Below are 18,695 nucleotides of genomic sequence, written 5' to 3'. Positions count from 1 at the left end.
AGAGAAACGAACCAAACAATTGACCGTAAGGTCATCAGGTTAAGTGAATAAGGGCGCACGGTGGATGCCTTGGCATTAGGAGCCGATGAAGGACGGGACTAACACCGATATGCTTTGGGGAGCTGTAAGTGAGCTATGATCCAGAGATTTCCGAATGGGGAAACCCAGCATCTTTTATAGGATGTTACTTTCCAGTGAATACATAGCTGGTTAGAGGTAAACGCAGAGAACTGAAACATCTAAGTACCTGCAGGAAGAGAAAGAAAATTCGATTCCCTGAGTAGCGGCGAGCGAAACGGGAAGAGCCCAAACCAACAAGCTTGCTTGTTGGGGTTGTAGGACTCCGATGTGGTAGTCTGTCAAGATAGTCGAAGAACCTGGAAAGGTTCGCCAAAGTGGGTAATAGCCCCGTAGACGAAATGTTGGCAACACCTAGGAGTATCCTGAGTACGGCGGAACACGAGAAATTCCGTCGGAATCCGCGGGGACCATCCCGCAAGGCTAAATACTCCCTAATGACCGATAGTGAACCAGTACCGTGAGGGAAAGGTGAAAAGCACCCCGGAAGGGGAGTGAAATAGATCCTGAAACCGTGTGCCTACAACAAGTCAAAGCCCGTTAATGGGTGATGGCGTGCCTTTTGTAGAATGAACCGGCGAGTTACGATTGCATGCGAGGTTAAGGTGAAGAGCCGGAGCCGCAGCGAAAGCGAGTCTGAATAGGGCGAATGAGTATGTAGTCGTAGACCCGAAACCATGTGATCTACCCATGGCCAGGTTGAAGGTGTGGTAAAACGCACTGGAGGACCGAACCCACGTACGTTGAAAAGTGCGGGGATGAGCTGTGGGTAGCGGAGAAATTCCAAACGAACTTGGAGATAGCTGGTTCTCTCCGAAATAGCTTTAGGGCTAGCCTCGGAATTAAGAATGATGGAGGTAGAGCACTGTTTGGACTAGGGGCCCATCTCGGGTTACCGAATTCAGATAAACTCCGAATGCCATTCATTTATATCCGGGAGTCAGACTGCGAGTGATAAGATCCGTAGTCGAAAGGGAAACAGCCCAGACCACCAGCTAAGGTCCCAAAATATATGTTAAGTGGAAAAGGATGTGGGGTTGCACAGACAACTAGGATGTTGGCTCAGAAGCAGCCACCATTTAAAGAGTGCGTAATAGCTCACTAGTCGAGTGACCCTGCGCCGAAAATGTACCGGGGCTAAACATATTACCGAAGCTGTGGATTACACCTCTGGTGTAATGGTAGGAGAGCGTTCTAAGGGCGTTGAAGGTCGATCGTGAGGACGGCTGGAGCGCTTAGAAGTGAGAATGCCGGTATGAGTAGCGAAAGACGGGTGAGAATCCCGTCCACCGTATGACTAAGGTTTCCTGGGGAAGGCTCGTCCGCCCAGGGTTAGTCGGGACCTAAGCCGAGGCCGATAGGCGTAGGCGATGGACAACAGGTTGATATTCCTGTACCAGTTGTTTTTGTTTGAGCAATGGAGGGACGCAGGAGGCTAAGGAATGCATGCGACTGGAAGTGCATGTCCAAGCAGTAAGTCTTGAGTAGAGTCAAATGCTTTACTCTATACGGACAAGCTGTGATGGGGAGGGAAATAATAGTACCGAAGTTCCTGATGTCACACTGTCAAGAAAAGCTTCTAGTGAGAAAACAACTGCCCGTACCGTAAACCGACACAGGTAGTCGAGGAGAGTATCCTAAGGTGAGCGAGCGAACTCTCGTTAAGGAACTCGGCAAAATGACCCCGTAACTTCGGGAGAAGGGGTGCTGACTTCGGTCAGCCGCAGTGAATAGGCCCAAGCGACTGTTTATCAAAAACACAGGTCTCTGCAAAATCGAAAGATGAAGTATAGGGGCTGACGCCTGCCCGGTGCTGGAAGGTTAAGAGGATGGGTTAGCTTCGGCGAAGCTCAGAATTGAAGCCCCAGTAAACGGCGGCCGTAACTATAACGGTCCTAAGGTAGCGAAATTCCTTGTCGGGTAAGTTCCGACCCGCACGAAAGGCGTAACGATTTGGGCACTGTCTCAACGAGAGACTCGGTGAAATTTTAGTACCTGTGAAGATGCAGGTTACCCGCGACAGGACGGAAAGACCCCATGGAGCTTTACTGTAGCTTGATATTGAGTGTTTGTACCACATGTACAGGATAGGTAGGAGCCGATGAACCCGGAACGCTAGTTTCGGTGGAGGCGCTGGTGGGATACTACCCTTGTGTTATGAACCCTCTAACCCGCACCACTTATCGTGGTGGGAGACAGTGTCAGGTGGGCAGTTTGACTGGGGCGGTCGCCTCCTAAAGAGTAACGGAGGCGCCCAAAGGTTCCCTCAGAATGGTTGGAAATCATTCGCAGAGTGTAAAGGCAGAAGGGAGCTTGACTGCGAGACTTACAAGTCGAGCAGGGACGAAAGTCGGGCTTAGTGATCCGGTGGTTCCGCATGGAAGGGCCATCGCTCAACGGATAAAAGCTACCCTGGGGATAACAGGCTTATCTCCCCCAAGAGTCCACATCGACGGGGAGGTTTGGCACCTCGATGTCGGCTCGTCGCATCCTGGGGCTGTAGTCGGTCCCAAGGGTTGGGCTGTTCGCCCATTAAAGCGGCACGCGAGCTGGGTTCAGAACGTCGTGAGACAGTTCGGTCCCTATCCGTCGCGGGCGTTGGAAATTTGAGAGGAGCTGTCCTTAGTACGAGAGGACCGGGATGGACTTACCGCTGGTGTACCAGTTGTTCTGCCAAGGGCATTGCTGGGTAGCTATGTAGGGAAGGGATAAACGCTGAAAGCATCTAAGTGTGAAGCCCACCTCAAGATGAGATTTCCCATTTCTTTAAGAAAGTAAGACCCCTGAGAGATGATCAGGTAGATAGGTTGGAAGTGGAAGTGCAGTGATGTACGGAGCGGACCAATACTAATCGGTCGAGGACTTAACCAAAGAAACGAAATAAAAAAGAGTTTCGGAATGTTTGATTACTACTTCAATCCAGTTTTGAGTGAATAATCACTCAACTAAATAGCAACAACACCCAGTGTGGTGGCGATAGCGAGAAGGATACACCTGTTCCCATGCCGAACACAGAAGTTAAGCTTCTTAGCGCCGATTGTAGTGAAGGGTTTCCCTTTGTGAGAGTAGGACGTCGCCACGCTAAAGTGTTGTCTTGGAGGTTTAGCTCAGCTGGGAGAGCACCTGCCTTACAAGCAGGGGGTCGGCGGTTCGATCCCGTCAACCTCCATTTTTTGAGCCGTTAGCTCAGTTGGTAGAGCATCTGACTTTTAATCAGAGGGTCGCAGGTTCGAGCCCTGCACGGCTCATAGAAATATTTTGCGGGTGTGGCGGAATTGGCAGACGCACTAGATTTAGGATCTAGCGCCTTACGGCGTGGGGGTTCAAGTCCCTTCACCCGCATTTTTAGTCTCGTTTTATAACTAGGCGATTATAACGCCGGCTTAGCTCAGTTGGTAGAGCATCTGATTTGTAATCAGAGGGTCGAGGGTTCAAATCCTTTAGCCGGCATCCAGACTGCGGAAATAGCTCAGTGGTAGAGCACCACCTTGCCAAGGTGGGGGTCGCGGGTTCGAACCCCGTTTTCCGCTTAGCCTTTTCAAAACGCCGGGGTGGCGGAACTGGCAGACGCACAGGACTTAAAATCCTGCGGTGAGTGATCACCGTACCGGTTCGATTCCGGTCCTCGGCATTGCTTTGAAGCACTATGAATGGCAATTCTAAAATTGACAGAATAGATGTGACAAGTACGAAGCAGATGAACACATCTGACTTTGATCCTTGCTTTAGCACCCATAGCTCAACTGGATAGAGTGCTTGACTACGAATCAAGAGGTTAGGGGTTCGACTCCCTTTGGGTGCATAGTTGAAATGTTTGACTACGGATTAGAAGGTTCAGAGAATTAGTCCCTTTTAAGCGTCTAGTCTTTTTTTATTATTATAGCTACGGGAAGTAGCTCAGCTTGGTAGAGCACTTGGTTTGGGACCAAGGGGTCGCAGGTTCGAATCCTGTCTTCCCGATTTAGAGAACAGAGTGATTACTCTGTTCTTTTTGTTTGGTTAAATAATTAGCTATCTAAATTTATTTATCTTTTCTTATCAAATTAGGCATTCTCCTTTATTAAACAGTTGAAGTTATGTATAATTAAGGTCAGTATTAGTCAAGGGAAAAGGATGAGTGTGATGAGTAATCAAAATACTTCGGATTTAATAGAAGCATATTTAAAAAAGATTCTTGAAGAAAGTAGTAAGATTGAGATTCGTAGAGCTGAAATGGCTCATTTATTCAATTGTGTTCCCTCCCAGATTAATTATGTTATCAACACACGTTTTACAATCCAACGTGGCTATTCTGTAGAAAGTAAACGTGGGGGCGGTGGATATATTAGAATCGCCAAAGTTCAAATTTCTGATAGTGATCAATTACTAAAACAAATTGCCCAATTCACAGGTAGTGAACTTTCAGAAAAAGATGCGCTGACATTTGTACAAAAGTTATATGAAGAAGATGTAATCAGCAAAAGAGAAGGAAATCTGATGTTATCTGTTTTAGGAAAATCAGTTTTAGGTAAAGCAGGACCAAATGAAGAATATTTACGTGCTCAATTGATGCAGTCGTTTTTAGAACGTTTGAGCTACGAGGAGGAATGATAGAATGGATGAATTATTTACAGAAAGTGCCAAGGCGGTACTAGCTATTGCACAAGAAGAAGCAAAATATTTTAGGCATCAATCTGTGGGTTCAGAACACTTATTATTAGCATTAGTGTTAGAACAAAATGGAATTGCAGGGAAGTCATTACGCCAGTTAAACGCAGATAAAAACGATATTCGTGAAGAAATTGAACACTTAACTGGATATGGAACTGTTAAGGCTTATCCTAAAGGTACGTATTTACCTTATTCTCCTCGAGCAAAACAAATATTTGCTTATGCAGGTGATGAAGCGAAGCGTTTAGGTGCTCCAAATATTGGGACAGAACATATTTTGCTAGGGTTATTAAGAGATGAAGATATCTTGGCTTCACGTATTTTATTGAATTTAGGGTTAAGTTTATCTAAAATGCGTCAATTGCTAATGAAAAAAATAGGTGTTACAGATCCACAAATGAGTGGGAATGTAGGACGCCGTCGTAATAGTCAAGCTCAAAAAGCTGCACCAAAAGGAACGCCAACTTTAGATTCCTTGGCGCGTGATTTAACTAAATTGGCACGTGAAAAAGATTTAGATCCAGTGGTTGGACGTTCACAAGAGGTTAGACGTTTGATCCAAATTCTAAGTCGCCGTACAAAGAACAATCCTGTTTTAGTTGGTGAGCCTGGTGTGGGCAAGACTGCAATTGCCGAAGGGCTGGCTCAAAAAATTGTGAATGGTGAAGTTCCTGAAGATATGCTGGAAAAACGCTTGATGATGTTGGATATGGGCGCTTTAGTTGCTGGTACCAAATATCGTGGTGAATTTGAAGATCGTTTAAAAAAAGTAATCGATGAAATTTATCAAGACGGAGAAGTAATTTTGTTTATCGATGAATTGCATACCTTGATCGGTGCCGGTGGTGCAGAAGGTGCAATCGATGCATCAAATATTTTAAAACCAGCACTTGCAAGAGGAGAATTGCAAACGATTGGTGCAACAACATTGGATGAATACCAAAAATATATTGAAAAAGATTCAGCGTTGGAGCGTCGTTTTGCTCGTGTACAAGTGGATGAACCGACTGCAGAAGAAGCTGAAGAAATTTTAAAAGGGTTACGTTCTCGTTATGAAGAACATCATGGTGTGGAAATCACAGATGATGCATTACATGCAGCAGTTCAATTATCTGTGCGTTACATTAACTCTCGCCAGTTGCCAGATAAAGCAATTGATCTAATGGATGAGTCTTCAGCTAAAGTTCGTCTAGATTTAGCGGATGAACCTTCTGAAATCAATAATTTACGCGTGGAGATTGCTGGTTTAGTTCAAGAAAAAGAAGAAGCCATTCATTCACAGTCGTTTGAAAGTGCAGCAAGACTACGCCAAAAAGAGAAAAAACTAGCCCGCAAATTGGAAAATATTCTATTATTAGAACAAAAAGAAGCTTCTGGATATGCCAATCAGGTAACAGAACAAGATGTTGCGAATGTTGTTTCACAATGGACGGGTGTTCCACTACAGCAGTTAGAAAAGAAAGAAAGTGAACGATTACTTGAATTAGAAAGTATTCTCCATCATCGAGTAGTTGGTCAAGATGAAGCTGTTAAAGCCGTATCACGTGCCATCCGTAGAGCCCGCAGTGGCTTGAAAGACCCTGATAGACCAATTGGTTCATTTATGTTTTTAGGCCCAACAGGTGTGGGTAAAACCGAGCTTGCCAAAGCGTTAGCTGAAACAATGTTTGGTAGTGAAGATGCTCTTGTTCGAGTAGATATGTCTGAATTTATGGAAAAATACAGCACTAGTCGTTTAATTGGTTCTCCTCCAGGGTATGTAGGGTACGAAGAAGGCGGTCAGTTAACCGAAAAAATCCGTCAAAAACCCTATTCTGTCATTTTATTGGATGAAGTAGAAAAAGCACATCCAGATGTCTTTAATATTCTATTACAAGTATTAGACGATGGTCATTTAACGGATTCTAAAGGACGTAAAGTTGACTTTAGAAATACGATTTTGATCATGACATCAAATATTGGAGCAACGGCGATTCGTGAAGAAAAAAATGTCGGTTTCAATGTAAAAGATCTGACAAAAGATTACGATGCGATGCAAAAACGAATTATGGAAGAATTGAAAAAAGCATTTCGTCCTGAGTTTTTGAACCGTGTGGATGAAACAGTTGTCTTCCGTTCATTGGATCAAGAAGAAATTCATGAAATCGTAAAAATCATGAGTAAATCGATCGTTCAACGATTGAAAGAGCAAGACGTTAATGTGAAAATCACCGCAGCGGCTATTGAAGTGATTGGAAAAGTTGGATTTGATCCAGAGTATGGAGCACGACCAATTCGTCGAGCATTGCAAAAAGAGGTTGAGGATCGTTTAAGTGAAGCATTACTTTCTGGTCAAATCCATCTAGGTGATAAAGTAACTATTGGTGCCAGTAAAGGTAAAATAACGTTGAATGTTAAATCACCTAAACCTGAACAAGTATTACAAACAATTTAATCATAAAAACTGTGCAAAACGAATCTGTTTTGCACAGTTTTTGTGTTGATAACTCTAAATCAATAGTTTTTATTTTGTGAAAAATAAGCGGTAAAATAAAGAGTGACTATTGGAATGTTTGTGAACCTGTGCTACTATAAAACAGTTGTTAGAAGACTGTGTAAAAAGATAAACATATTATTTTTAAACAAGTTTGTTCATAAACGAACAGAGTGATCAAGCTTTTAAATTATCTAGCTTTATGAGCTAGCTCCTCAGGAAAAAGATAAAAATGGATTGTGGCAGAGAGCGCCACACTCAATTTTTCCTATTTTACAGTCAGAGCTGAACATGCTCATACAGCTTTTAAAGGAGGACACAATATGATTGAAGTTATTGCGACTGCTGAATCTATTGATCAAGCGGAGGCATTATTAGCAGCCGGTATTGACACGATATATATTGGAGAAGAGATGTTTGGATTACGCTTGCCGACGTCTTTTTCACGTGAAGAACAGCGAACTATTACTGAAAAAGCACATGAAGCCGGTAAAAAAGTGACGGTGGCATTAAATGGGATCATGCATCCTGAAAAAATGAAGAAAGTTCCAGAATATTTGTCATTTTTGCAGGACATAAAAGTGGATCAAATAACAGTCGGTGATCCAGGGGTTGTCTTTGTGATGCAGCGTGATGGAATCGGTATTCCCTATATTTACGATGGTGAAACCTTAGTGACGAGCTCTCGCCAAATCAATTTTTGGGCAAAGCGTGGAGCAATTGGTGCAGTATTGGCACGAGAAGTTCCTTTTGAAGAGATGAAAGCAATGAAGGATAACTTGATGGTTCCAGCTGAAGTTCTTGTGTATGGTGCTACATGCATCCATCAATCAAAGCGACCCTTACTACAAAACTACTATAATTTTACTAAAAATGATGAATCAACTGGTAAAGAGCGAGGTTTATTCATATCAGAACCTAAAAAAGAAGAGACACACTATTCAATTTATGAAGATAGTCACGGTACACATATATTTGCAGATAATGATGTGAACTTAATAGGTGAACTGGACAAGCTTCATGGACATCATTACACAAAGTGGAAGCTTGACGGGATCTACGCGCCAGGAGAAAACTTTGTGAAAGTTGCTAAATTGTTCGTAGAAGCTAGAGAAAAACTAGAATCAGGTATTTGGTCCAGTGAGCAAGCACAAAAAGCGATTGAACAAATTGAGACCCTTCACCCAGAAAATCGTGGGTTAGATATCGGATTCTTTGATTTGGATCCAGACGAGATAAAATAAGGAGAAAAAACACATGACAAACGAACGAACATTGAAGCGTCCTGAGGTCTTAGCACCAGCAGGGACGCTAGAAAAACTAAAAACGGCCATTCATTACGGTGCAGATGCGGTATATATCGGCGGAAATGCTTATGGTTTACGCAGCCGAGCAGGTAATTTCACAAAAGAAGATATGATTGAAGGCGTAGCATTCGCTAATGAACATGGAGCGAAAGTTTATGTGGCAGCAAATATGGTCACGCATGAAGGTAATCAAGAAGGAGCAGGGGACTTTTTCAGAGAAATTCGCGATGTTGGTATTTCTGCAGTAATCGTATCTGATCCGGCTTTGATTGAAATTTGTGCAGCGGAAGCACCGGGCTTACCAATCCATTTGTCTACACAATCTTCAGCTACCAACTATGAAACACTGGAATTTTGGAAAAATGAAGGATTAGAACGTGTTGTTTTGGCGCGTGAAGTATCGATGGACGAAGTGGCAGAAATCCGTAAAAATACGGATGTTGAGATAGAAGCCTTTATCCATGGAGCGATGTGTATTTCTTACTCAGGTAGATGTACGTTATCTAACCACATGTCGATGCGGGATGCAAACCGCGGCGGTTGTTCACAATCTTGCCGCTGGAAATATGAGCTTTATGATATGCCTTTTGGTGCTGAACGTACAAGTTTAACAGATAAAGGCGAAGTTGAAGAAGAATTTTCAATGAGTGCAGTGGATATGGCGATGATTCAGCATATTCCAGAGTTGATTCAAAATGGTGTCGATAGTTTTAAAATAGAAGGACGGATGAAATCAATCCACTACGTTTCAACTGTAGCAAATGTGTACAAAAAAGCAGTAGATACCTATATGGAAGATCCTGAAAATTATGAATGCAAACAAGAATGGATCGATGAACTCTGGAAAGTGGCACAAAGAGAACTTTCAACTGGTTTTTATTATCATGTACCGACGGATGAAGAACAATTATTTGGAGAACGCCGCAAGATCCCTCAATACAAATTTATCGGGGAAGTTATGGCATACGATTCTGAAACAAAAGTCGCAACAATTCGCCAAAGAAATCATTTTAGTGTGGGTGATGAAATTGAATTTTACGGTCCTGGGTTCAATCACTTCCATCAAACAGTAGAAGTTATGTATAATGAAGAGGACGAGTCGATTGATCGAGCACCAAATCCAATGATGATTTTAACGATGCCAGTTGAAAAACCAGTGGCTGTTGGTGATATGATTCGTAAGAAAAAATAAATACTATAATTGAGGGATTCGCTATTACAGCCTATCCCTTTCATTGCAGGGAGGATAAGTAACTATGTCAAAAGAATATGATTATATCGTCATCGGTGGTGGGAGCGGAGGAATTGCTTCTGCTAATCGTGCAGGTATGTATGGCGCTAAAGTATTACTAATTGAAGCTGGTGATATCGGTGGAACATGTGTCAATGTTGGCTGTGTACCTAAAAAAGTCATGTGGCAAGCAAGCTCAATGATGGAAATGGTAAAACGCGATACACAAGGGTACGGAATGGATGTAGAAGTAAAAGGCTTCAGCTTTAAAAAGCTTGTTGAAAATCGTGAAGCGTATATTGATAACTTACATGCGGCTTATCACCGTGGATTAGATAGTAACAAAGTAGAGGTTTTATCTGAATATGCAACATTTATTGATGATCATACAATCGAAGCCGGTGGTGAAAAGTATACAGCACCTCATATTTTGATTGCTACAGGCGGACGACCTAAAAAATTAGGCATTCCTGGTGAGGAATACGCGATAGATTCTAATGGCTTTTTTGCATTAGAAGAACTACCAAAACGAGTAGTATTTATTGGTGCGGGCTATATCGCAGCTGAACTTGCTGGAACTATTCATGGATTAGGTGCGGAAACTCACTGGGCATTTAGAAAAGAACGGCCGTTGCGAGATTTTGATGATATGCTATCTGAAAAAGTAGTTGAACATTATCTTGAAGATGGAATGCACATTTATCCGAATTCAATACCTCATTCAATTGAAAAATTTGAGTCTGGAGAATTAGTGATTACCTTTGAAAATGGGACTAAAATTACGGCAGACAGTATTGTTTTCGGAACTGGTCGCCAACCAAATACAGATAATTTAGGATTAGAAAATACCCACATTGAATTGTCGGATAAAGGCTATGTGAAGGTTGATAAGTTCCAAAATTCAACGCAGGCTGGCGTTTATGCAGTAGGAGATGTGATTGGGAAAATAGATTTGACACCTGTTGCTATCGCTGCAGGAAGAAGATTATCTGAACGTTTATTTAATGGAAAAGAAAATGAATATTTGGATTATGAAACAATCCCTACAGTTGTCTTTACTCATCCAACAATTGCGACTGTTGGACTAACAGAAGCACAAGCAAAGGAAAAATATGGTACTGAAAATATTAAAATTTACAGCTCAACCTTTACGCCAATGTATTTTGCGCTAGGAGAGTATCGCCAAAAATGTGATATGAAGTTAGTGTGTGTTGGGGAAGAGGAAAAAATCGTTGGACTACACGGAATCGGTTTAGGTGTGGACGAAATGCTGCAAGGATTTGCAGTAGCTATAAAAATGGGTGCTACGAAGAAAGACTTTGACAATACAGTAGCCATCCACCCGACAGGTTCAGAAGAATTTGTCACAATGAGATAAAAAATAAGGATGAGAAAAAACTGAGTTTAGTTTTTCTCATCTTTTAATTTTTGATAGTTCAGTGTGATTTATTTATACAGACAAATTATATTAGGAGTAATAGTTTAGTATGAACTTTATAAACAGCTATGTTAAAAAAATAGTTAAGAAAACTATTTTCCTTAGTACTACATTGGTGGTTTTTATGACAGTAGGATTAGTTTTCATATTTATTGTTAAGGGGTTTAAAATGCCTCATGCAACGGTAGAAGATATAGTAATAGTCCTTATTCTGGGTTTTTCATTGCCAATCATAATTCTTGGAATAGTAATAGGGTTACCACTTTTAAAAATAAATTATCAGATCAATAAGTACCTTACTGAGAGTCAAAAGCTAGAGCAAGAGGAATTGTATACTTTGCTTAAAAGAGAATGTTCAGACAAAGAGGCTAAGTGGCATCTTCAAGCACGCTATAGCAATCAATTTATGGTTCTCTTACCAGATGTTATTATAAAAAGAGATGACTTGTCATCATGCAAACGGTTTGGCACAAAGCAGTATCGGAAAGGGACCTATTATCGGGTGAAATTTAAGTTGAAAAGCGGTAAAGAGAAAGTGATTGACTGTTCTTCGACACTTAGCGTGGATGCTACCATCAGATGGTGGGAACAAAAATAGGTTACGCCTATCATTGATCATGGCCTAACCTATTTTAATTTGTTCGTGCAAGAATAGCCTGTGTGATTGTGAACAATTTATTTTTAGCATCAGTAGATGTTTCAGGTAATTTAGTAATACCTTTCAAAGCTTGTTGTGTATACTTTTCAGCAAGTTTTTGCGCTTTAGTGACACCGCCAAATGAATGAACAAGCTTGTAGATTTTATTTGTCTCAGCGTCTGTTAGCGCTTCTCCTTTTTTAAGGTAAGGAAGTAACGTTCCACGGCCTTCTTCTAAAGCATATAAAAGCGGCAATGAATAAATCCCTTGACGGACATCTTCTAGAACAGGTTTGCCGATTTGTTCTGGACTTTGTGTATAGTCTAAAATGTCATCGATAATTTGAAAAGCAATCCCGATATTTTCCCCGATCTGACCACAATTTTTAGCAAACCGCTCTGAAGTTCCACTTTCGTAAGCACCGACGAAGCAGCTTAATGAAAAAAGCTCAGCAGTTTTACCAGAAATATTTTCAAGGTATTGATCGATCGTCATATCAAGATTATAGCGGTTGTCCATTTGGCCCAATTCACCACTCAATATTTTTTCCATACTTCTAGAATTCAGTTGGATACTCTTTAAAGACGAAGAATAGTCAGCCAGTAGTTTAAAACAGCTGACAAATAAATAATCACCAGCATAAACGGCTGTACTATTACCGAATTGAGAACGTATAGTTGGCAAGCTGCGTCTGATATCTGAATCATCTACAATATCATCGTGAATCAGCGTTGCAGTGTGCAGTAACTCGATAGCTGCAGCTAAAGCAATAGCTTTTTTGCTCTCTCTATTCTCGCCAAATTGTGAAAATAAAAGTTGGTATGCTGGTCGTAATAGTTTGCCGCCAGAGTGGATCATGGACATAACAGCATTTTCGACCTCTTTATTTTTTAAATTAACGCTATTTTCCATCAACTTCAGTGTAGTATTTAATTCTTTAGCTAGTTCAGGATATGTTTTCCACATAGGATGAATGTTCATAAGATGACTCCTTCGATTGTACTCAGTCAAGCCAAAATGTTACTGGAAATATTGGCTCCATTTATGTTTCGTTGTCGATTCGTAATTTAATTGAAATTGCCGTAAGGTTTGAACATGGCGTAATAGGTAATTTGCTGCGATTCCTATCGCGATTCCGGATAATAAGCCGATAAATGAAAGGAACGGTAGATAAAGCATCGGAGCCCACGATTGAGCAAAGAAACAAGTGGTCAATAGTTGTCCAACATTATGCAAAAATCCACCAGCTGCACTGATTCCGATAATACTGACACGTTTTGGTCCTAATTGCATGATGACGAGCATACCTAAATAACTAAGTAATGCACCACTAGCACTATAAAAGAAGGTAGAAATTGTTCCCCCAAGTAACGTCGTTAAAATCAACCGCAGACAGACTAAAAAGAAACTGTCCCTTTTTCGCATGGTAAAAAGGGCAATAATAGTAATCAAGTTAGCCAGTCCTAGTTTTGCACCTGGAGCGAAAGCAAAGGGATAGGGAATCATATTTTCAATTAAGCCGATAATCACGCCTTGGGCAACCAACATGGATATATAGATGTTTTTTTGTAATTTGCTCATAATATACTGGCTGCTTAATAAATCAAACTGCCATCCTCACTCCCGTCAGAAGCTTCAACTGTGATGAATAAATTATGTGGTAAGCAAGCAATCGGTGTTTCTCCTGCTTTAGATATCCATCCTCGTTGTACGCAAATTTGATCTCCGCAGTTGGTTTCAACCATACGGATTCTGTCTCCGCTGACTTCGATCAAGTTGTAATCACCATCAGCTGCTTCGTATTTGTATGTATAAGTGGGGCCATCTTCTTTTAGCTCGAAGACTTTTATGACTTCGCCATCCACTTTTAAGACTGCTTGTTTTGAAGCATCGTCTTGGGCAGTATTTTGTATGCCAAAAACAACAAGGGGCAAGAAAGAACTAATTGTTAAAAGTAAAATAATGGCAATATCCCATGGACGTATATAACTTTTTTGAATAAATTCTTTAAAATTCAACTCTTTCCTCTCCTTTGTAGTTTTTAGTTGAATATACCTTATCATAATGAGAAAAGAAAGTTCTAGGAGCAAACCTAGAACTCTCTTAGATTGTTACTATAAATAGGACTTATTTACTGCCGTATCTAGATTTAGGTGTTCCGTACCACCATTTACCTAGTGTACGTTGTACCCAAGGGATAACCCAGCGGTCTAAACCAAGTGCACGTCCAGAGCCATTCATTAAAGCGAAGGCTACAAAGATAAACCAGATGTTTACCCAGTAGAACATACCTGATAGACAGAAGGCAATTGTTAAACCGATTGTAGCTGCACTACTTATCCAAGTGAACAATCCAGCGATCAATGCTAAAGCGATCAAGACTTCAACAATCGTCATGAATTTTTGCATGAATAACGCAACTTCTTGGTTAGGCATCATGAATTTCATCACACTCTCAAACCATTTAGGCATGTGATCGAATACTTGCATTGGTTCTTCACCATATGCGTAGCTTAAACCAAATTGAGCAGCTTTTGCTGTAGTCTCAGTTGTTTCAGCTCCTGCAGCAGATGCACCAGTTGTTACTTGTTCTTGTAACCATGGGAATGGGAAGGCAACTTTGTCCGTAAACCATGAACCATCACCGAACCAAGTGCTTGGTTTCAAGTAATCGCCAGTTCCGACAATTTTCTTCATCGACTCGACTAACCAAACCATACCGTAGAATACACGCAATGGAACGCTCCATAAAACATTACCATAACGAGAAGAATGTCCACGTGTTACATTGCGGTCATCTTTAATATGGAAGAACTCGTGCATGATATATTGGAACATGTAGTAACCAGAACGGATGTCAAAGAAATATTTCAAGTTAACGATATGTTTCATAATGATTGCTAAGAAACCGCTAAGGTGGATTTTATCAAATAAGTTTGCTACACCCCATTTAGCGCCGACAGAAACCATAAAGCCTTGATAATTTCCTTTGAATTTGTGTTTTTCACTACCTTTGATGTCAGCTACGATATTTGCAGCCGCTGTATGGCCAGTTTGCTCAGCAGCTTGAACGATTTGCGGAGTTGGCGTTTCAGGGAATTCTTCGTAATACACCAAGTCACCAACGATATAGATGTTTTTATCTTCATATCCTTTAGCTTGCATAAATTCATTTGCAATCAAACGATTGCCACGAGCTGATTCTAAACCGAAGTCAGCAGCATCAGAAGTTGCTTTAACACCAGCAGTCCAGATCAATGTGTGCGTTGCAACAGAAGAACCATCTTTTAATTTGATATGGTCTGCAGCGACTTCTACGATTGGCGCATTAAGTAATAATTTTACATTTTTCTTCTCTAAATAACGTTCAGCTTTCGCTGCATCATTGCGAGATAACATGTTTAAGATTGTCGGCATTGCTTCAACGACCATTAATGTAAATTCATTAGGATCAAGCTTGAAATCTTTTGCAAGACGATCTTTCCAGTCGATTAATTCACCGATCATTTCGATACCAGTAAATCCTGAACCACAGACAACAAATGTTAGCATTGCCTTACGAACTTCTGGATCGGGTTCGATTGCTGCTTTTTCAACTGTTTCCAAAATATGTTCGCGAATTTTCAGAGAGTTTTCAAACGACCATAAAGTAAATCCATGTTCCTTCACTCCAGGAGTACCAAAATCATTTGGCTCGCCACCCATACCGATAATCAATTGGTCAAATTCATAAGAACCTAACTTGGTTTGAACGACTTTTTTGTCTTTATCGATACCAGTTACAGTGTCTGTTACAAGGGTAACGTTCTTTTTACGTGAGAATAAACGTTGCAAGTCATATTGGATAGCAGAAGGCTCAACACGTCCTCCAGCTACTTCATGCAACTCAGTCATCATGGTGTGGTAAGAGTGACGATCAATTAAAGTAATCTCAACGTCAGAATCTTTTTTCAATTTTTTTGCTAAAAATTTAGTAGCTGAAACTCCAGCATAACCAGCTCCCACAACGACAATTTTTTGCTTTGTCATTGATAATCCGCTCCTTAAAAAAATAAAATAGAAAATGATAATAATTACACAATCGAATTCATTATATAGCGATAATCGGGATTTGTCTAATAACAATTTATAAATATAGGAAATAAATTTTTTATTATTAAAAAAGTGTGAAAAACGGGTAAATTTTTGTCTTTCTTTTGTAACTTTAATTGACATAATTGAATTTTTCTATAGAATGTAAATTATATCACAAACTTAATTTGTGAATGTTTAAGAAAAGGAAAAGGTGAACAAAAATGAAAATGAACAAAATTGTAAAGGGCTTCACAGCTATCGCACTTTCATCTCTTTTACTAGCAGCATGTAACTCAGACAACAAAAAGGATACCGCTAAATCATCTGATTCAAGCACGGCCACATCAAAAACAGCTGAATCTTCTAAAGCAACAGAAAAAGAAGCTGGTGCAGATTTACAAGATGGTACGTATAAATTAGAAGAAAAGAACGAATCGAACGGTTACCGTGCAACATTTGAAATGACTGTTAAAGATGGTAAAATCACAGAATCTAACTACGATAATATCAACGCTGATGGTAAATCAAAAGCGGATGACAAAGACTATAATAAAAATATGAAAGAAAAATCAGGCGTAGGCCCAGCGGAATACATCAAAGAATTAAACGATTCTTTTGTTAAAGCACAAAGCGCTGATGGTGTAGAAGTAGTAACAGGTGCGACTCACTCTAGTGAATCATTCCAAAACTATGCACAACAATTAATTCAAGCAGCTCAAGCTGGTGACACTAAAACAATCGAAATCGATAATGGTGCTGATCTTAAAGATGGCACGTATTCATTGAAAGAAAAAAATAATTCAAATGGCTACCACACAGAATTTTCAATCGTTGTTAAAGATGGTAAAGTAACTGAATCTAACTACGATAATGTGAATGATGAAGGCAAATCTAAAAAAGATGATGCTGATTACAACAAGAACATGAAAGAAAAATCAGGCGTAGGCCCAGCGGAATACATTAAAACATTAAACGAAGAATTAGTAAAAACAATGGGTGAAGAAGGCAAATCAGCTGCTGATGTAGAAGTCGTAACAGGTGCAACTAACAGCTCTCATTCATTTGTAACGTATGCAGAACAATTGATCAATGCTGCTGAAAAAGGCAATACTGATGAAATCATTGTAGACAACATTGTAATGAAAAAATAATTTTTCATAGAATAAGTTGAAAGATAATGATGTGAGTCTGGGACAGAAGCATTTCATCCCGAGAAATAAGAAGGGATTGCTTCTGCTCTCACCGGTTATTCGGATTTAGGGTGTGAAACAAAAGTGATTTTTACTTTTGTCCCACACCCTTTTTGCTTTGAATCACCACGACAGGATTTTTGCAGAGTGGATGATGAACAGTAATTGGCGACAGGAGGAAGAGAAGCAACCACACTAGGAATCACCAAACGCCACGATCTCAAGCACCAAATGGTAATCGGCGATAAAAAAGTGGGGTGATGAATACACAGAATCACCAAGCGCTCTTATTCCGAATATCCAAATAGTAATCAGTGGAAGATATCGTACAAACGAATTGCCAAGAATCGAAGAGCATGTGACTGCAAGGAGCGTTGTTTCATTGTCTTGATTTACATAGTGCGATGTCCTCCTAGAAAATATTATTTTTAATTGATCTAAAAACACCAACAAAAATAGAAAATCCTTCCCATTAATGCCAAAAAGCGCTACTATAAATAAGACAATTTTTCTATTTAGAAAGAGGGATACGATGAAAAACAAAAAATCGCTAATCATTTTAATAGCAGCACTATTTTTAGTCATTTTAGCAGGATGCAATGCGAAGAACCAAGGGACAAAAATCAATAAAGAACCTTATTCGGATCAACAATCATTGTTAGGAACCTATGTCCAAGTGAGGATTTATGACGACGGTAAAAAAGATGTATTAGAAAAAGCCTTTGATCGTGTCAAAGAATTAGGCGATAAAATCACAGTAAACGAAAAAGGCTCAGAAATTGATGCAATCAACGAACAAGCTGGAATCAAACCAGTTAAAGTTTCTGATGATATTTATCCATTGTTAAAACGAGCATATGAATATAGTGAAGATTCTTCAGGTGGTTTTGATATGGCAATCGGACCAATCACGCAATTGTGGCATATCGGCTTTGACGATGCCCGCAAACCATCGCAGGGAGAGATTGACCAAGCATTAAAATTAGTTGATTATCATAAAGTAAAATTAAACGATGAAGATAAAACAGTTTATCTTGAAGAAAAAGGTATGCAACTGGATTTAGGTGCAATCGCAAAAGGATTCATTACGGACGAGGTCGTGAAAGTGCTAAAAGACAATGGCGTAACAACAGCAATCGTGGATTTAGGTGGTAATGTTTATGTACTTGGACATAGCCCACGTGGTAAGGATATGGATTGGAATGTTGGAATTCAAGATCCGAACAAAGCACGCAATACGGTGATAGGAACAGTTCAAGAAAGCAATAAGACTTTAGTAACTTCTGGTATCTATGAGCGCTTTTTAGAAGTAGATGGTAAAAATTATCATCATTTATTTGATCCTAAGACGGGCTACCCTTTTGATAATGATATTGCTGGTGTGACAGTAATTACAAAAGAATCAATCGATGGTGACGGATTATCAACAGCTGTATTTTCTATGGGGGTCAAAAAAGGGTTGGAGTATGCTGAAGGATTGAAAGATGTTGACGTGATTTTTGTGACAAAAGAAGATAAGGTCTTTGTAAGCAAGGATATTGAAAAAGAATTTGAGTTAGGAAAAGATTCAGGTTATACGATGGGTGATCGTAAAGATCTGAAATAAGGAGAACAGA

The 18,695-nt window shown here is 40.1% G+C and carries 12 protein-coding genes, 8 tRNA genes and 2 rRNA genes; 18 read left to right on the top strand and 4 right to left on the bottom strand.

Features of this window, described 5'->3' with window-relative positions:
* Positions 1–37 precede the first annotated feature (37 nt).
* The 16 genes from AC1PU0_RS16140 to AC1PU0_RS16065 all read left to right on the top strand — a co-directional run bounded on the left by AC1PU0_RS16140 (position 38) and on the right by AC1PU0_RS16065 (position 11,775).
* Positions 38–2,949: ribosomal RNA gene (locus AC1PU0_RS16140) — 23S ribosomal RNA — on the top strand.
* Between the two features lie 95 nt (positions 2,950–3,044).
* Positions 3,045–3,160: ribosomal RNA gene (gene rrf / locus AC1PU0_RS16135) — 5S ribosomal RNA — on the top strand.
* A 14-nt stretch (positions 3,161–3,174) separates the two neighbouring features.
* Positions 3,175–3,247, top strand: a tRNA-Val gene (locus AC1PU0_RS16130).
* A gap of 6 nt (positions 3,248–3,253) precedes the next feature.
* A tRNA-Lys gene (locus AC1PU0_RS16125) sits at positions 3,254–3,326 on the top strand.
* Positions 3,327–3,338: 12 nt separating this feature from the next.
* Positions 3,339–3,420, top strand: a tRNA-Leu gene (locus AC1PU0_RS16120).
* A 35-nt stretch (positions 3,421–3,455) separates the two neighbouring features.
* A tRNA-Thr gene (locus AC1PU0_RS16115) sits at positions 3,456–3,528 on the top strand.
* Positions 3,529–3,536: 8 nt separating this feature from the next.
* A tRNA-Gly gene (locus tag AC1PU0_RS16110) sits at positions 3,537–3,608 on the top strand.
* Between the two features lie 15 nt (positions 3,609–3,623).
* Positions 3,624–3,709 (top strand) — tRNA-Leu (locus AC1PU0_RS16105).
* Between the two features lie 97 nt (positions 3,710–3,806).
* Positions 3,807–3,880, top strand: a tRNA-Arg gene (locus AC1PU0_RS16100).
* 84 nt (positions 3,881–3,964) lie between these two features.
* A tRNA-Pro gene (locus tag AC1PU0_RS16095) sits at positions 3,965–4,038 on the top strand.
* Between the two features lie 162 nt (positions 4,039–4,200).
* Positions 4,201–4,668: a CtsR family transcriptional regulator gene (locus tag AC1PU0_RS16090; protein ID WP_111248135.1), complete on the top strand. Its 468-nt coding sequence runs from the start codon at positions 4,201–4,203 to the stop codon at positions 4,666–4,668.
* A gap of 4 nt (positions 4,669–4,672) precedes the next feature.
* On the top strand, positions 4,673–7,162 hold the full coding sequence (locus AC1PU0_RS16085; RefSeq protein ID WP_206850435.1) for an ATP-dependent Clp protease ATP-binding subunit: 2,490 nt from the start codon (positions 4,673–4,675) through the stop codon (positions 7,160–7,162).
* A 362-nt stretch (positions 7,163–7,524) separates the two neighbouring features.
* On the top strand, positions 7,525–8,445 hold the full coding sequence (locus AC1PU0_RS16080) for a peptidase U32 family protein (RefSeq protein WP_206850436.1): 921 nt from the start codon (positions 7,525–7,527) through the stop codon (positions 8,443–8,445).
* Between the two features lie 13 nt (positions 8,446–8,458).
* Entirely contained in the window at positions 8,459–9,700 is a 1,242-nt protein-coding gene (locus AC1PU0_RS16075; protein ID WP_206850437.1) for a peptidase U32 family protein, read from the top strand.
* Positions 9,701–9,764: 64 nt separating this feature from the next.
* Positions 9,765–11,117, top strand: coding sequence for a glutathione-disulfide reductase (gene gor / locus AC1PU0_RS16070; RefSeq protein WP_206850438.1), 1,353 nt, complete (start codon positions 9,765–9,767; stop codon positions 11,115–11,117).
* A 109-nt stretch (positions 11,118–11,226) separates the two neighbouring features.
* Positions 11,227–11,775, top strand: coding sequence for a hypothetical protein (locus AC1PU0_RS16065; RefSeq protein WP_206850439.1), 549 nt, complete (start codon positions 11,227–11,229; stop codon positions 11,773–11,775).
* A gap of 34 nt (positions 11,776–11,809) precedes the next feature.
* On the opposite strand, the gene AC1PU0_RS16060 is transcribed toward AC1PU0_RS16065, so the two are convergent.
* The 4 genes from AC1PU0_RS16060 to AC1PU0_RS16045 all read right to left on the bottom strand — a co-directional run bounded on the left by AC1PU0_RS16060 (position 11,810) and on the right by AC1PU0_RS16045 (position 15,844).
* Positions 11,810–12,796, bottom strand: a complete 987-nt coding sequence (locus tag AC1PU0_RS16060; RefSeq protein WP_069653477.1) for a polyprenyl synthetase family protein — start codon at positions 12,794–12,796, stop codon at positions 11,810–11,812.
* A gap of 39 nt (positions 12,797–12,835) precedes the next feature.
* Positions 12,836–13,396: a Gx transporter family protein gene (locus tag AC1PU0_RS16055; protein WP_206850440.1), complete on the bottom strand. Its 561-nt coding sequence runs from the start codon at positions 13,394–13,396 to the stop codon at positions 12,836–12,838.
* Positions 13,397–13,410: 14 nt separating this feature from the next.
* Positions 13,411–13,833, bottom strand: a complete 423-nt coding sequence (locus AC1PU0_RS16050; protein WP_069653475.1) for a NusG domain II-containing protein — start codon at positions 13,831–13,833, stop codon at positions 13,411–13,413.
* A 109-nt stretch (positions 13,834–13,942) separates the two neighbouring features.
* On the bottom strand, positions 13,943–15,844 hold the full coding sequence (locus AC1PU0_RS16045; protein WP_069653474.1) for an NAD(P)/FAD-dependent oxidoreductase: 1,902 nt from the start codon (positions 15,842–15,844) through the stop codon (positions 13,943–13,945).
* Between the two features lie 266 nt (positions 15,845–16,110).
* Here AC1PU0_RS16045 and pplA point away from each other — a divergent pair, with 266 nt between their 5' ends.
* Both pplA and AC1PU0_RS16035 read left to right on the top strand, forming a co-directional pair.
* Entirely contained in the window at positions 16,111–17,040 is a 930-nt protein-coding gene (gene pplA / locus AC1PU0_RS16040; protein WP_206850449.1) for an extracellular electron transfer flavoprotein PplA, read from the top strand.
* A gap of 571 nt (positions 17,041–17,611) precedes the next feature.
* On the top strand, positions 17,612–18,685 hold the full coding sequence (locus AC1PU0_RS16035; RefSeq protein ID WP_069653472.1) for an FAD:protein FMN transferase: 1,074 nt from the start codon (positions 17,612–17,614) through the stop codon (positions 18,683–18,685).
* Positions 18,686–18,695: the final 10 nt, after the last annotated feature.

Source organism: Enterococcus sp. XAF26B05_ASV22 (genome assembly GCF_056727285.1).
Note: the sequence above shows the minus strand (reverse complement) of the source record. Positions and strands in the feature narration are given on the sequence as shown.